The 14,377-nt window shown below is 70.2% G+C and carries 12 protein-coding genes and 1 riboswitch; of the genes, 6 read left to right on the top strand and 6 right to left on the bottom strand.

The window, feature by feature from the left end:
• Positions 1 to 70 precede the first annotated feature (70 nt).
• A complete protein-coding gene (locus ACIHIX_RS05960) occupies positions 71 to 352 on the top strand; it encodes an HPr family phosphocarrier protein (protein WP_059198592.1) in 282 nt (93 codons plus the stop codon).
• Between the two features lie 138 nt (positions 353 to 490).
• Here the strand turns inward: ACIHIX_RS05960 and ACIHIX_RS05955 are convergent, their stop codons facing one another.
• From ACIHIX_RS05955 to ACIHIX_RS05940, 4 genes are all read right to left on the bottom strand, one after another.
• Positions 491 to 1,186 carry a GntR family transcriptional regulator gene (locus ACIHIX_RS05955; protein ID WP_399950352.1) on the bottom strand — a complete coding sequence of 232 codons (696 nt, stop codon included), beginning with the start codon at positions 1,184 to 1,186 and terminating at the stop codon, positions 491 to 493.
• 208 nt (positions 1,187 to 1,394) lie between these two features.
• Positions 1,395 to 2,159, bottom strand: coding sequence for a M23 family metallopeptidase (locus tag ACIHIX_RS05950; protein WP_399950349.1), 765 nt, complete (start codon positions 2,157 to 2,159; stop codon positions 1,395 to 1,397).
• Positions 2,160 to 2,171: 12 nt separating this feature from the next.
• Positions 2,172 to 2,334, bottom strand: a riboswitch (cyclic di-AMP (ydaO/yuaA leader).
• Positions 2,335 to 2,537: 203 nt separating this feature from the next.
• Positions 2,538 to 3,926: a M16 family metallopeptidase gene (locus tag ACIHIX_RS05945; RefSeq protein ID WP_399950346.1), complete on the bottom strand. Its 1,389-nt coding sequence runs from the start codon at positions 3,924 to 3,926 to the stop codon at positions 2,538 to 2,540.
• Entirely contained in the window at positions 3,923 to 5,317 is a 1,395-nt protein-coding gene (locus ACIHIX_RS05940) for a M16 family metallopeptidase (protein WP_399950343.1), read from the bottom strand. Before ACIHIX_RS05940 ends, ACIHIX_RS05945 begins: the two co-directional genes overlap by 4 nt.
• A 317-nt stretch (positions 5,318 to 5,634) precedes the next feature.
• On the opposite strand from ACIHIX_RS05940, the gene ACIHIX_RS05935 reads away from it, so the two are divergent.
• A complete protein-coding gene (locus ACIHIX_RS05935; protein WP_399950340.1) occupies positions 5,635 to 8,091 on the top strand; it encodes a DNA topoisomerase (ATP-hydrolyzing) subunit A in 2,457 nt (818 codons plus the stop codon).
• Here the strand turns inward: ACIHIX_RS05935 and ACIHIX_RS05930 are convergent.
• Positions 8,088 to 9,170, bottom strand: coding sequence for a CobW family GTP-binding protein (locus ACIHIX_RS05930; protein ID WP_399950337.1), 1,083 nt, complete (start codon positions 9,168 to 9,170; stop codon positions 8,088 to 8,090). The two genes, ACIHIX_RS05935 and ACIHIX_RS05930, sit on opposite strands and share 4 nt — an antisense overlap.
• A gap of 322 nt (positions 9,171 to 9,492) precedes the next feature.
• Here ACIHIX_RS05930 and ACIHIX_RS05925 point away from each other — a divergent pair, with 322 nt between their 5' ends.
• Entirely contained in the window at positions 9,493 to 10,041 is a 549-nt protein-coding gene (locus ACIHIX_RS05925; RefSeq protein ID WP_399950334.1) for a DUF6082 family protein, read from the top strand.
• Between the two features lie 263 nt (positions 10,042 to 10,304).
• Positions 10,305 to 10,544, top strand: coding sequence for a hypothetical protein (locus tag ACIHIX_RS05920; RefSeq protein WP_399950331.1), 240 nt, complete (start codon positions 10,305 to 10,307; stop codon positions 10,542 to 10,544).
• A gap of 286 nt (positions 10,545 to 10,830) precedes the next feature.
• Here the strand turns inward: ACIHIX_RS05920 and ACIHIX_RS05915 are convergent, their stop codons facing one another.
• Positions 10,831 to 11,991 carry a citrate synthase/methylcitrate synthase gene (locus tag ACIHIX_RS05915; protein ID WP_399950328.1) on the bottom strand — a complete coding sequence of 387 codons (1,161 nt, stop codon included), beginning with the start codon at positions 11,989 to 11,991 and terminating at the stop codon, positions 10,831 to 10,833.
• A 98-nt stretch (positions 11,992 to 12,089) separates the two neighbouring features.
• On the opposite strand from ACIHIX_RS05915, the gene ACIHIX_RS05910 reads away from it, so the two are divergent.
• Together ACIHIX_RS05910 and ACIHIX_RS05905 are read left to right on the top strand one after the other, a co-directional pair.
• Positions 12,090 to 13,349, top strand: a complete 1,260-nt coding sequence (locus ACIHIX_RS05910) for a citrate synthase (RefSeq protein ID WP_399950326.1) — start codon at positions 12,090 to 12,092, stop codon at positions 13,347 to 13,349.
• Between the two features lie 54 nt (positions 13,350 to 13,403).
• Complete coding sequence (locus tag ACIHIX_RS05905) at positions 13,404 to 14,348, top strand: sucrase ferredoxin (RefSeq protein WP_399950323.1); 945 nt, start codon at positions 13,404 to 13,406, stop codon at positions 14,346 to 14,348.
• Positions 14,349 to 14,377: the final 29 nt, after the last annotated feature.

The following is a 14,377-nucleotide window of genomic DNA, read 5'->3' as shown; positions in this document are numbered from 1 at the left end:
TCCGCTCCGGAGACACTTCACGTGTGGGAAACTGGTCTAGACAACCCTGAACACCGAAGGGCAGCATCACATGGCTGAGCGCCGCGTCAACGTCGGCTGGGCCGAGGGCCTCCACGCCCGCCCCGCTTCCATCTTCGTCCGGGCCACCACGGCCTCCGGTATCCCCGTGACGATCGCCAAGGCCGACGGCAACCCCGTCAACGCGGCCTCCATGCTGGCGGTCCTGGGCCTGGGCGCCCAGGGCGGCGAGGAGATCGTCCTCGCCTCGGACGCCGAGGGCGCGGACGCCGCCCTCGACCGTCTGGCGAAGCTGGTCTCCGAGGGGCTCGAGGAGCTTCCCGAGACCGTCTGATTTATCGGGGCCGGTTGAATCACGGCACCACTGAAGGGCTCGTCCGAGTTTATCGGGCGAGCCCTTTCCAATTCCCTCGCACGGGCAGCAGAAATTCTCCCCCGCGAATTACTTCCCTCTTTGTATACGGCTCTCGTGTTAATGCCGCAGGCTCGTCATGTTTACGGGAGGTTGCGAGTTCCTCACACGGTCGGCCCGATCTCCCGCGGCGCGGAATCGGAGCCGGTGCGCGGCGGTCGAGCGCTCGGTGTGCAGCGCGGTGACCGTACGCGCGCGTTCCCCGTCGCCGCGCGCCACGGCGTCGACGATCGCGCCGTGCTCGGCCCAGGACTCGGCGGGGTTGGCGGGCGCCTCGACGGTGTACATCCAGGAGATCTTGTGGCGCAGCTGGGTCAGCATCGAGGTCAGCGCGGGGCTGCCGGAGGCCTGCGCGAGCGTCTCGTGGAACCAGCCGCCCAGGGAGCGCAGATCCTCGCTGTTGCCCCGCCTGGCCCGCTCCTGCCCCAGCCTGACCAGGCCGCGCAGGACCTTGAGGTGTGCCTCGGTGCGGCGCTGGGCGGCCCGGGAGGCGCCCAGCGGCTCCAGGAGCATCCGCATCTCCAGCAGGTCGGCGGCCTCCTGCTCGGTCGGTTCGGCGACGCACGCGCCCGCGTGCCGCCGCGTCACCACGAAGCCCTCGGCCTCCAGCGTGCGCAGGGCCTCCCGGACGGGGACACGGGAGACGCCGTAGCGGCGGGCGAGGAGTTCCTCGGTGAGGCGGCTGCCGCGCTCGTGGACACCGGAGACGATGTCGTCCCTGATCGCGGTGCATACCGAGTGCGCCGGAATACGCATGACCGACCTCCGTCTTAATCCCCGTGAAACGTCGATGATTGACGTGTGTTCAGTGACTCTATTGCAAAGAACGGGAATTTCCGATGGCGGACCGGAATCCATGGATATTTTTTGGACAGCCGGGTACCGAAAACGGCGAAACCCCGGCTCGGGTGAGCCGGGGTTCCGGGAGATCCTGCGATCCGTCGTCAGACGTTCACACCGGGCGTCAGACGTTCACACCGTGCGAGCGCAGGTAGGCGACGGGGTCGATGTCCGAGCCGTACTCGGCGGTCGTCCTGGCCTCGAAGTGCAGGTGCGGGCCGGTGACGTTGCCGGTCGCGCCGGACAGGCCGATCTGCTGGCCCGGGGTGACCGTCTGGCCGACCGAGACCCCGATGGACGACAGATGGCCGTACTGGGTGTACGTGCCGTCGTTCATCTTGATCACGATGTTGTTGCCGTACGAGCCGCCCCAGCCGGCCTCGACGACGGTGCCCGAGCCGACCGCGTGGACGGAGGTGCCGCTGGCGGCGTGGAAGTCGACCCCGGTGTGGCTGCCGGAGGACCAGACGGCGCCGCCGGCCTTGTAGCCGGTGGAGATGTACGAGCCCGAGATCGGGGCGACGAAGGAGTTGAGGCGCTTGCGCTCGGCGGCGGCGCGGGCGGCGCGCTCCTTGGCCTCGCGCTCCTTCTTGGCCTTGGCGGCGGCCTTCTTGCGGGCCAGCTCCTCGGCCTTCTTCTGCGCGGCCTCCTCGGCGGCCTGTTCCTGGGCCTCGGCCTGGGCGTCGATCTGGTCGGCGACCGAGTCGCCGATGGTGACGACCGGGATGAGGCCGGTCTGCTCGGCCGCGGGCTCCGCGGCGAGGGCCGGGGCGGCGAGGGTGCCGATGACGCCGGTGGTGGTGAGCGCCGCGATCCCGGCCGCGCGGGCGGTGGAGCGCTTCATCCGGCTCGGGGCACGATGCTTCCCGGTGGGGCGCGTGAACGCCATGTAGTGGCTGGTCCTTTCCTTCCCTCTCGCCTACCGGGTTAGCTGACGGGTTCGGAGCAGGAAGGTCTCCTACGGACCCCCTCGCTGACGCGCGGGCGTCCGATTCACCCCAGGGACTGCATGGGTCCCCGGCTCCCCTGGCTCGCGCCGTACGGGGACTCGGCGATGGCTGTCCGGTGCCGCGGGCGCGGCGCACTGCGTGACGAACAGCCCGGACGACGCTAAGGGGGGCCACTTTCAATCCCCAAACAGATCAGGCAGTTTGTAGCGCATCCCACAGGGCAAACAGGCAACCAGCCTGCAATTCATTCATTATTCGGACATTAAGGGGCCCTGGTGACGCTTCCGTCACCAGAGCCCCTTCACGCGCGTGTGCTTCTACTCGGCCGACACCACGGTCACTTCACCGATGCCGAGAGCCTCCACGGGCTCCTTGATGGCCGCCGCGTCGCCGACCAGGATCGTCACCAGACGGTCCACCGGGAAGGCGTTGACGGCCGCCGCGGTGGCCTCGACCGTGCCGGTCGCGGCGAGCTGCCGGTACAGCGTGGCCTGGTAGTCGTCGGGCAGATGCTGCTCGACCTGGTCGGCCAGCGTGCTCGCCACGGCCGCCGCGGTCTCGTACTTGAGCGGTGCCACACCGACGAGGTTCTGCACGGCGACGTCGCGCTCGGCGTCGGTGAGTCCCTCCGCGGCGAGGGTGCGCAGCACCGTCCACAGGTCGTCGAGGGCGGGGCCGGTGTTCGGGGTGTCGACGGAACCGCTGATGGCCAGCATCGCGGCACCGGTGCCGTCCGGGGCGGACCTGAGGACCTGCCCGAACGAACGCACGCCGTAGGTGTAGCCCTTCTCCTCGCGCAGGACGCGGTCCAGGCGGGAGGTGAGGGTGCCGCCGAGGCAGTAGGTGCCGAGCACCTGCGCGGGCCACACGCGGTCGTGCCGGTCGGCGCCGATACGGCCGATCAGCAGCTGCGTCTGGACGGCGCCGGGGCGGTCCACGATGACGACCCGGCCGGTGTCGTCGGCGGTGATGGCCGGCACCGGGCGCGGCTCGGCCGCGGAGCCGGTCCACGAGCCGAGGGTGTCGCCGAGCAGCGCGTCCAGGTCGAGGTCGGTGAGATCGCCGACGACCACGACAGTGCCGGTGGCCGGGCGGACGTGCTTCTCGTAGAAGGCGCGTACCGCCGCCGAGTCGATGTTCTGGACGGTCTCCTCGGTGCCCTGGCGGGGGCGGGACATGCGCAGGTCCGCCGGGAACAGGGTCCGGGAGAGCTCCTTGGCTGCCCGGCGCGAGGGGTTGGCCAGCTCGTGCGGGATCTCGTCCAGGCGGTTGGTGACCAGGCGCTCGACCTCGTCGTCCGCGAACGCGGGCGCCCTGAGGGCGTCGGCGAGCAGCCCGAGCGCCTTGGGCAGCCGGGAGACCGGGACTTCGAGGCTCAGCCGGACGCCGGGGTGGTCGGCGTGCGCGTCGAGGGTGGCGCCGCAGCGCTCCAGCTCGGCGGCGAACTCCTCGGCGGAGTGCTTGTCGGTGCCCTCGGAGAAGGCACGCGCCATGATCGTGGCGACGCCGTCCAGGCCCGCCGGTTCGGCGTCCAGGGGGGCGTCGAGGAGGACCTCGACGGCGACGACCTGCTGGCCGGGGCGGTGGCAGCGCAGCACGGTGAGGCCGTTGTGGAGCGTCCCGCGCGTGGGGGCCGGGAACGCCCAGGGCTTGGCCTCGCCCGCCTGGGGCTGGGGGTGGAACTCCATCGTGGCGAGCTCGGTCACTTGGCCGCCTCCTCGTTCTTGTCGCCGGCCTCGACGGTGGCCTCGGCCTCGGGGTCCTCGGGCGGGTCCGCGTCCTCGGCGGTCTCCCCGGAGACGGGTTCGTAGACGAGCACCGCGCGGTTGTCGGGGCGCAGGCGGGCCTTGGCGACCTCCTGGACCTCCGCCGCGGTCACCTCCAGGACGCGGTTGACCGCGGTGAGGGCGAGCTGCGGGTCGCCGAACAGGACCGCGTAGCGGCACAGTTCGTCGGCGCGGCCCGCGACGGTGCCGAGGCGGTCCAGCCACTCGCGCTCCAACTGGGCCTGGGCGCGCTCCATTTCCTCCTCCGTGGGGCCCTCCGCGGCGAACCGCGCGAGCTCCTCGTCGATGGCCGTCTCGATGACCGGCACCTCGACGTCACCGGACGTCTTCACGTCCAGCCAGCCCAGGGAGGGCGCTCCGGCCAGCCGCAGCAGACCGAATCCGGCGGCGACGGCCGTACGGTCGCGGCGGACGAGCCGGTTGTAGAGGCGGGAGGACTCGCCGCCGCCGAGGACGGTGAGGGCCAGGTCGGCCGCGTCGGCCTCGCGCGTGCCGTCGTGCGGCAGGCGGTAGGCGGCCATCAACGCGCGCGCGGGGACCTCCTCCTCGACGACCTCGCGCAGCTGCTCGCCGATGACCTCGGGCAGCGAGCCGTCGCGCGGAGCGGGCTTGCCGTCGTGGGACGCGATGGAGCCGAAGTACCTCTCGACCCAGGCGAGCGTCTGCTCGGGGTCGATGTCGCCGACGATCGACAGCACCGCGTTGTTGGGCGCGTAGTACGTCCGGAAGAACGCGCGGGCGTCCTCCAGGGTGGCCGCGTCCAGGTCGGCCATGGAGCCGATCGGGGTGTGGTGGTAGGGGTGGCCCTCGGGGTAGGCGAGGGCGGTGAGCTTCTCGAACGCCGTGCCGTAGGGGACGTTGTCGTAGCGCTGGCGGCGCTCGTTCTTCACGACGTCGCGCTGGTTCTCCATCGACTCGTCGTCGAGGGCGGCGAGCAGGGAGCCCATGCGGTCGGCCTCCAGCCAGAGCGCGAGCTCCAGCTGGTGGGCGGGCATGGTCTCGAAGTAGTTGGTGCGCTCGAAGCTGGTGGTGCCGTTGAGCGAGCCGCCGGCGCCCTGGACGAGCTCGAAGTGACCGTTGCCCTTGACCTGGCCCGAGCCCTGGAACATCAGATGCTCGAAGAGGTGAGCCAGACCGGTACGTCCCTTGACCTCGTGGCGCGAGCCGACGTCGTACCAGAGGCACACCGCCGCGACCGGGGTCAGGTGGTCCTCGGAGAGCACCACGCGCAGCCCGTTGGCCAGGCGGTGCTCGGTCGCTGTCAGGCCCCCGGTGCCTGCCTGGTCTGTGGCCGTGTGACCCATGGGCATGTACGTCCCTTCGATCGCGGTGCGGTTGCCGTAACCGCGTTTTCCTGCCGGTCCTGCCACTGTATGCAAGCGTGTGGACCCCCGGTGAAGTTCCCGGTGGTCGTACGCCGACAGCGAGATCCCGTAGCCTGCGGACGGGCCGCCGTGCGGCGCGGGTGAACTTCCGGCGGGAGAGCTGACGTCGGGTCGTCGTCCGCGTTGTCAGTGCCGGGGTCCACAATGGTCCGCGTCAGATCCCGTTCACGCTTGAGCAAGAGTGAGCCGAAGGGGCGCGAGCGACCCATAGGCGAGCGACCAGAAAAGAGGAGCCGGCAGCGATGGCCCGCCGCAGCACGAAGACCCCGCCGCCCGACGACTCGTACGAGGAGAAGATCCTCGACATCGACGTCGTCGACGAGATGCAGGGCTCCTTCCTCGAGTACGCGTACTCGGTCATCTACTCCCGAGCCCTGCCGGACGCCCGCGACGGCCTCAAGCCGGTGCACCGGCGCATCGTCTACCAGATGAACGAGATGGGGCTGCGTCCCGACCGCGGCTATGTGAAGTGCGCGCGCGTGGTCGGCGAAGTGATGGGTAAGTTGCACCCGCACGGCGACTCGTCGATCTACGACGCCCTGGTGCGCATGGCCCAGCCCTTCTCGATGCGCGTGCCGCTGGTCGACGGCCACGGCAACTTCGGCTCGCTGGGCAACGACGACCCGCCGGCCGCCATGCGGTACACCGAGTGCCGGCAGGCGCAGGCGACGAGCCTGATGACCGAGTCGATCGACGAGGACACGGTCGACTTCGCGCCGAACTACGACGGCCAGGAGCAGGAGCCGGTGGCCCTGCCCGCCGCGTTCCCGAACCTGCTGGTGAACGGCTCATCGGGCATCGCGGTCGGCATGGCCACCAACATGCCGCCGCACAACCTCTCCGAGGTCATCGCCGCCGCCCGCCATCTGATCCGCTATCCCAACGCGGATCTGGACACCCTGATGAAGTACGTGCCGGGCCCCGACCTGCCCACGGGCGGCCGGATCGTCGGCCTGGCCGGCATCCGGGACGCGTACGAGACGGGCCGCGGCACCTTCAAGATCCGCGCCACGGTGTCGGTGGAGACGGTGACGGCCCGCCGCAAGGGCCTGGTCATCACCGAGCTGCCCTTCGCGGTCGGCCCGGAGAAGGTCATCGCCAAGATCAAGGACATGGTCGGCTCGAAGAAGATCCAGGGCATCGCCGACGTCAAGGACCTCACCGACCGTGCGCACGGCCTGCGTCTGGTCATCGAGATCAAGAACGGCTTCGTGCCCGAGGCGGTCCTGGAGCAGCTCTACAAGCTGACGCCGATGGAGGAGTCCTTCGGCATCAACAACGTCGCGCTGGTCGACGGCCAGCCCCTGACGCTGGGGCTGAAGGAGCTCCTGGAGGTCTACCTCGACCACCGCTTCGAGGTCGTCCGCCGCCGCAGCGAGTTCCGCCGCACCAAGCGACGCGACCGACTGCACCTGGTCGAGGGCCTGCTGACGGCCCTGATCGACATCGACGAGGTCATCCGCCTCATCCGGCAGAGCGAGAACTCGGCACAGGCGAAGCAGCGCCTGATGGAGCGCTTCTCCCTGTCGGAGATCCAGACCCAGTACATCCTGGACACCCCCCTCCGCCGTCTCACCAAGTTCGACCGCATCGAACTGGAGACGGAGAAGGAGCGGCTCAACACGGAGATCGAGCAGCTGACCGCGATCCTCGACTCGGACGCGGAGCTGCGCAAGCTGGTCTCCACCGAACTCGCCGCGGTGGCCAAGCAGTTCGGCACCGACCGGCGTACGGTCCTGCTGGAGTCGGCGGGCGCCCCCACAGCCGCCGTGCCGCTCCAGGTGGCCGACGACCCGTGCCGGGTGCTGCTGTCCTCGACGGGCCTGCTGGCGCGTACGGCCAACGGCGAGCCGTTCCCGGCCGACGCCGACGGCAAGCGCGTCAAGCACGACGTGATCGTCTCGGCGGTCCCGGCGACCGCGCGCGGTGAGATCGGCGCGGTGACCTCGGAAGGCCGCCTGCTGCGGATCAACGTCGTCGACCTGCCGCAACTGCCCGAGACGGCCTCCGCTCCGAACCTCTCCGGCGGAGCCCCCCTGACGGAGTTCGTCTCCCTGACCGACGGCGAGACGGTGGTCTGCCTGATCACCCTCGACGAGTCGTCGCCGGGCCTGGCGCTCGGCACGGAGCAGGGCGTCGTGAAGCGTGTCGTCCCCGACTACCCCTCGAACAAGGAGGAGTTGGAGGTCATCACGCTCAAGGACGGCGACCGGATCGTCGGCGCGGTCGAGCTGCGCACCGGCGACGAGGACCTGGTCTTCGTCACCGACGACGCGCAGCTGCTGCGCTACCAGGCCGCGCAGGTCCGCCCCCAGGGCCGCCCCGCCGGCGGCATGGCGGGCATCAAGCTCACGGACGGCGCGAAGGTCATCTCCTTCACGGCGGTGGACCCGGCGGTGGACGCGGTGGTCTTCACGGTCGCGGGCTCGCGCGGCACGCTGGACGACTCCGTCCAGACGACGGCCAAGCTGACCCCGTTCGACCAGTACCCGCGCAAGGGCCGCGCCACCGGTGGCGTCCGCTGCCAGCGCTTCCTGAAGGGCGAGGACTGCCTGTCCTTCGCCTGGGCGGGCGCCGTACCGGCGAAGGCGGCCCAGAAGAACGGCACCCCGGCCGACCTCCCGGAGATCGACCCGCGCCGCGACGGTTCGGGCGTGTCGCTGGCGAAGACGGTGTCGGTGGTGGCGGGGCCGGTCTAAGCCTCTTCGAGGAGCTCGGGGATTTCGTCCCCCGGGCCCTGTACGTAACGCAGGACGCCCCACATACCGTGCTCGTCGGCGGTGTGCGGGGCGTCTGTCCTGCACGCCTCCAGTTCCTTGCCGAGCGCGGGGGTGTCGAGGCCGGAACCGATGAGGACGAGCTGGGTGAGGCGCCGGCCGTCGGCGGGCCAGGGCTCGGGATAGAACCGCAGGAACCGCCCGACGGCGTGCACGGCATACCGGTTGTGGACGTCGTACGGCCCGAAGTCGACGTACCCCTTGATCCGGTACAGCCCCGCGGACCGCCCGTCGAGGAACTGCATCAGCCGGCGCGGGTCGAGCGGCGCTTCGGAGACGAAGGAGAGGCTGTCGTAGCCGGTGTGCAGATGCCCGGGGTGGTCCTCGGTGCCCTCGGTGTCGTGCCCGCGGTGGAGGTCGTCGAACGACAGCTGCCCGACGCGCTCCTCGCCGGGCCGGCAGTCGAAAAGGAACTCGGGGTCGATACGGCCGTAGGTGGCGGGGGCGACGGCGGCACGCTCGGTCAGCTCGCGGACCAGCCCAACGACACGGTCCCCGTCGGCGGCGCGGTCGAGCTTGTTGACGACGACGAGGTCGGCGAGGGCGAGATGCCGGTCGATCTCGGGGTGCTTCGCACGCGTGTCGTCGAACTCGGCGGCGTCGACGACTTCGACGAGCCCGCCGTAGACGATTCCAGGATGCTCGCTGGCGAGCACCATACGCACGAGTTCCTGCGGTTCGGCGAGCCCGCTGGCCTCGATGACGATGACGTCGATGCCGGTGTCGGGCCGGGCAAGCCGCTCCAGGTAGACATCCAGCTCGCCGGCGTCCACGGCACAGCACAGACAGCCGTTGCCGAGCGAGACGGTGGAGTCGCCGAGGGCGCCGGCGACGGCCATGGCGTCGATCTCGATGGCACCGAAGTCGTTGACGATCGCGCCGATGCGACTGCCGCCGCTGCGGTGGAGGAGGTGGTTGAGGAGGGTGGTCTTGCCGGAACCCAGGAATCCGGCGAGAACGACGACCGGGATCTGCCGCTGACCGGGGCTCGGCTGACGCAACGTACGACCTCTTTCACGCTGGTGCGCGCACCGGATCGCGGTTCCGGCGCACGTACGAGGTTTGAATGCCGGACCAGGATACGAGCCGGAAGAATCACCGCGAAGTGAACGATTGTTAGCAGCACTTGCGGGGCAGACGTTGGGCATGGCGCCGGTTCGTGCGACCCTCACTTCCCTCCGTGCGCCTCCTCTCCGCCTCCCCCGCCGATCAGAGCCGCTCGGCACCCTGGGAGACGGCAAGCGCCGCCCTCCGCTCGCCGGTCCCCAACAGTCGACCCGCAACCCGACGACCGGCGGACGGCCGCCTGACTCGGGGGTTGACATGGCCACACGGAACTATGGGATACGCGGGCTGATGATGGCTGGGCTCGGTGCGGCCGCCGGTGCCCTCGCGACGACGGCCGCACAGCACAACACCATCCAGGGGTTACGCATCCGCCTCGAGCACTTGGAGCAGGCAGCACACTCGCAACGCCAGACCAATTTCGCTCATCAGCAGCGCCTTCACTGGGAGTTGCTGAGCAAGGCCATGGACGACCCTGATCTCGCCGAGGTGCTGGACGCCTACAACGGGACCGTCCCACCTCGGAAACAGCGGCAGTTCCTCTTCGCCAACGCCCTCTACACCAACGCGCTCTGCTACTACCGGATGGGCAACCTGACCCGCGAGGAGTTCTTCGGACATGCGCGGAGCATGCTCCAGATCCCCGTCTTTCGTGAGTACTGGTACGCGACGCGACCGCATCGGGCGACGTTGATCGACTCGTCCGACGAGGCCAAGATCGGGCGCATGGTCGATGATCTTCTGGTGCAGTTGGAGGAGACGGACGCCGACGAGTGGTGGGTCATCGGGTACCCACCGAGCGAGTAGGGCTCCTCGGCCCGGCGCGAAATCCGGTCCGGGCGCCACCTTCCCCGGCACTTCACACGGTTGGGCGGTAACAAAGCAGTAAACGGTGGCGTTTCCCCAGAGGCCAACAAGGTTGACTACTGCGCATCTCTCGGAATGGGCCTATCCCTGCCACACCACCGTCCACGCTGCTGGTTGTCGAGGCTGTGACCCCACCCGGGCCGCATCACAACGCGCAGCATCAAATGCGCACCTGACTCGACACCAGAAGGAACGCCAGAACAGTGAGCCGGATCATCCGTCGGATCGGTACCCCACCCATCGCCAGGGGGAGCACCACCGGTGCCAATTGCCCTGACATCTTCGAACTCTCCGACGGAAGGTTCGCGGTCATCGGCACGGACATCACCGACGAACTCGAGGCAGAGCTTCCTGCCGACGCGTCCAGAGCCGACTACGAACGCATCGTCGTGGTCACCCGGGAGACTCTCATCCATGCCAAGGCTGACATCCCTGACGCATAGTCGGCCGGAGTAGTCCCCTCCCCCGGCGCATTCACCTGCTCCGTCCGCCTCCGCAGGTTTACCTTCGGCAGGCCCGGCGCCCTGCGGTTCCCTCCGCAGGGCGCCTCGGCGGGGCAGCACCCTGCAAGGTCCCACAAGGGGCCGGCATCCATGCGAACGATCATCGTTCCTCGAATCGGCACCTAGACCACGGAAGCCCTCGACCGCTGCCTATGCCGATGCCGATGCCGATGCCGGCGGAACGGCAGATTCGGCACCGACCGTCACGCCGAAGCCGGTCATCAGGTCACGCCGGCACCGCCACCGGCGCCCCCGGCCCCACATACCGCGCCACCGGCCGAATGATCTTCGAGTCCTCCGCCTGCTCCAGGATGTTGGCGCTCCACCCCACCACCCGCCCCGCAGCGAACGTCGGCGTGAACATCTCGCGGGGCAGGCCGCACAGTTCCATGACCACGCCCGCGTAGAACTCGACGTTGGTGTGGAGTTCACGGCCGGGCTTCAACTCGGCCAGGATCGCCTCGACTTGACGTTCGACCTCGACGGCGAAGGCGACGCGCGGGCCGCCGAAGCCTTCAGCGATCTCACGGAGCATGCGCGAGCGCGGGTCTTCCGTGCGGTAGATCGCGTGACCGAATCCCATGATCCGCTCCCCGGCGAGAACGCGTTCGCGAATCCACGGGTCGATACGGTCCGGCGTGCCGATGGCGTCGAGGGTGTCCAGCGCCCGGCTGGGCGCCCCACCGTGCAGGGGCCCCGACAGGGCTCCGACGGCGCCGACCAGGCAGGCGGCGACATCCGCACCCGTCGAGGTGATGACACGGGCCGTGAAGGTTGATGCATTGAATCCGTGGTCAACGGTTGAGATCAAGTATTGCTCGATCGCCCTCGCCTGACGCGGCTCCGGCTCCGAACCCGTCAGCATGTAGAGGTAGTTGGCCGCATACGACAGATCCTCGCGCGGCTCGACCGGCTCCAGCCCCCGACCCAACCGGTGCAGTGCCGTGAGCAGCGTCGGCACGGCCGCCGTCGCCACGATCGTGTCCTGGCGCCGCCGGTCCGCGTCGATGTCGTACACCGGCCGAAGGCCGTTCGCCGCTCCCAGCAGCGACAACGCCGTACGCATCCCTGCCAACGGGCCGGAGGCCGTGCCCGCCGACGCGATGGCCGGCAGCGCGGCGCGAACGCCCTCCGGCAACCGGCGCAACGCCGCGGTCTCGGCGGCGAAGGCGGCGCTGCGGGCGGCGTCCGGCAGCGTGCCGTGGACCAGGAGATGCCAGACGTCCTCGAAGCTGCGGGTCCGCGCGAGCTCGACGGCCGAGTACTGGCGGTAGTGGTAGAAGCCCTCGACCCCTCGGACGTCACCGATCTCGGTGTCGGTGACGACGACGCCCGCGAGTCCTCGCGGTACGTCGACAAGGGTGGCTGAGGTCCTGTTGACGGACATGTTTCCTCCCTGGACTTGATTCGACTGTCTATGATTGACTCAATCGCTGTCAATATTGATTGAATCAATATGTAGTCCATGCGGATACGGTGAGGCCCATGCGCGATCACGAACCCGCCCCCACCCCTCACGGCGACCGGCGGCTGAGCACCAAAGAGGCAGCCGAACTGCTGGGCGTGAAGCCCGAGACCGTGTACGCCTACGTGAGCCGCGGTCAGCTCAGCAGCCGACGCGTGCCCGGCGGCCGCGGCAGCACCTTCGACGCCCGAGAGGTGGAGACCCTCGCCGGCCGCAACAGGCGTGAGGGCGGCGGGAGTTCGGGCGCCGTCGGAGAACTGGCAGTACGGACCCGGATCACGCTCATCGACGCGGACAGGTACTACTTCCGTGGTGTGGACGCGACCGAGCTGGCCGCACGCCACTCCTACGAGGAGATCACGGAGTGGCTCTGGACCGGGCGGATGCGGCCCGGCACCACGTTCACCGCACCCGACGCCTCCGTCACCGTCGCCCGCCGCGCCGTCGACGCCCTGCCCGAACACGCCTCGCCCACCGACCGGTTGCGGGTCGCGGCCATCGCCGCCGCGGCCTCGGACCCGCTGCGCTTCGACCTGTCCGAGGACGCCGTCCTGGGCACCGCGCGGGTCCTCATCCCCACCCTCGTCGCCGCCCTGCCTCCGGTGCGGGCCGGCCACCGCGACGAGGGCTCGCTGGCACGGCGCCTGTGGGCGCGCCTCAGCGGGCGCGCCGCCGACGAGGCGTCCCTGCGCGTGCTGGACACCGCTCTGGGCCTGCTGGTCGACCACGACCTGGCCGCCTCCACACTCGCGGTGCGCGTGGCGGCCTCGGCCCGGGCACACGCCTACGCGGCCGTCTCCGCCGGCCTCGGCGTGCTGGAAGGCCCGCTGCACGGAGCAGCCAGCGGCCTCGCCCACAGGCTGCTGAACGACGTACTGGAACAGGGCGACGCAGGCCCCGTGATCGCGGACGAACTGCGCGCCGGACGCCGTATCCCCGGGCTCGGCCATCGCCTCTACCGCGGCGAGGACCCACGCGCACGTGCCCTGTTCGAGCTTCTGGAGGAGATCCCCCGGGCCGAACCCGCCCTCCTCGCGGCCCGCGACGTCGTGGCCACCACGGCCCGCCACACCCCGCTGCACGCCAACGTCGACCTGGCGCTCGCGGTCCTCACCTCCTCCGCCGGGATGCCCGCCACCGCCGGCGAGACGATCTTCGCCGTCGCCCGGACGGCGGGCTGGATCGCCCACGCCCTGGAGGAGTACGGGGAGCGCCCGCTGCGCATGCGGCCGAGCGGCTTCTACGTAGGCGCCAAGCCACCTCAGCCCCTCCCCGAGTAGCTCACCAGCGCGCCCGGAAGTCGCCATCGGGCAAGTCAGGTTAGGCTCACCTCTGTGAGTACGTGTTCAACCGTCTCCCGGGACCTCGACGAGCCCATCGCGGGCACCGCGGCCACCGCCAGGACCTGGCTGCTCCTGGAACAGCCCGGCCCCTGGGGCGCCCACGCGCTCACGTCGAGCCATCTGGACCCCGTGCTGGGCCGTGCCCTGGAGCGGGCGGCGAAGGGCACGGGCGTCCGCGTCGCGCTCATCCGCCGCCCCGGACGGCACGCGGACTGCGGGACCCCGTCCGCACGCCGCGTGTACGTGTCCCACACCGCCCCCGGAAACGTCTGGCTGCGCAGCGCCACGATCCGTGATCCGCGGCGCCTTCTCGACCTGGACCTCACCGCGCTCGGCTCCGGCGACCACCGCAGCTTCGACGCGGCACTGGACGGACGGGCCCACACCGGTGCCCCGCTCGCCCTTGTCTGCACCAACGGCAAGCGCGACCGCTGCTGCGCCCTTCTGGGGCGGCCGCTCGCGGCCGAGCTGTTCGCCTCCGGGGGCGAGGGCGTCTGGGAGGTCACCCATCTGGGTGGACATCGCTTCTCGCCGACGCTCCTCGTGCTGCCGTACGGCTACGCGTACGGCCGGGTCGGGGCACCCGCCGTCAAGGAGATCCTCCACGGCGTCCAGGACGGCCGGATCGTTCTGGAGGGATGTCGCGGGAGCTCGGCCTGGGAGCGACCCGGGCAGGCGGCCGAGCTGGCCGTGCGGGCGGCGGTGGACGAGTACGCGGCGGACGCCCTGGTCGTCGTGCGAACGGAGGGCGCTGCACCGCGGTGGGAGGTGACCGTCGCGCACGTGGACGGCCGTCACTGGCGGGTCGTGGTGGCCCAGGGCGCGTCTCTGCCGCCCCGCGCGGAGAGCTGCGGGACGTCGGTGCTCGGTTCGCCGGCGCGGATGGACGTGGTGGCGGTGCGGGAGTTGACGCCCCCTTCGGCCCTGGCGAGCTGAACAAGCCGAACAAGGTGGTCAAGGGGTTC

The sequence above is a fragment of the Streptomyces sp. NPDC051913 genome, assembly GCF_044593635.1.
Classification (GTDB): domain Bacteria; phylum Actinomycetota; class Actinomycetes; order Streptomycetales; family Streptomycetaceae; genus Streptomyces.
This window is presented reverse-complemented; position numbering and strand designations above follow the sequence as displayed.

Excerpts from the sequence above, each read along its gene's own strand:
- ACIHIX_RS05960 (WP_059198592.1), top strand. The coding sequence starts at position 71 with ATGGCTGAGCGCCGCGTCAACGTCGGCTGGGCCGAGGGCCTCCACGCC.
- ACIHIX_RS05955 (WP_399950352.1), bottom strand. The coding sequence starts at position 1,186 with ATGCGTATTCCGGCGCACTCGGTATGCACCGCGATCAGGGACGACATC.
- ACIHIX_RS05950 (WP_399950349.1), bottom strand. The coding sequence starts at position 2,159 with ATGGCGTTCACGCGCCCCACCGGGAAGCATCGTGCCCCGAGCCGGATG.
- ACIHIX_RS05940 (WP_399950343.1), bottom strand. The coding sequence starts at position 5,317 with ATGCCCATGGGTCACACGGCCACAGACCAGGCAGGCACCGGGGGCCTG.
- ACIHIX_RS05935 (WP_399950340.1), top strand. The coding sequence starts at position 5,635 with ATGGCCCGCCGCAGCACGAAGACCCCGCCGCCCGACGACTCGTACGAG.
- ACIHIX_RS05925 (WP_399950334.1), top strand. The coding sequence starts at position 9,493 with ATGGCCACACGGAACTATGGGATACGCGGGCTGATGATGGCTGGGCTC.
- ACIHIX_RS05915 (WP_399950328.1), bottom strand. The coding sequence starts at position 11,991 with ATGTCCGTCAACAGGACCTCAGCCACCCTTGTCGACGTACCGCGAGGA.
- ACIHIX_RS05910 (WP_399950326.1), top strand. The coding sequence starts at position 12,090 with ATGCGCGATCACGAACCCGCCCCCACCCCTCACGGCGACCGGCGGCTG.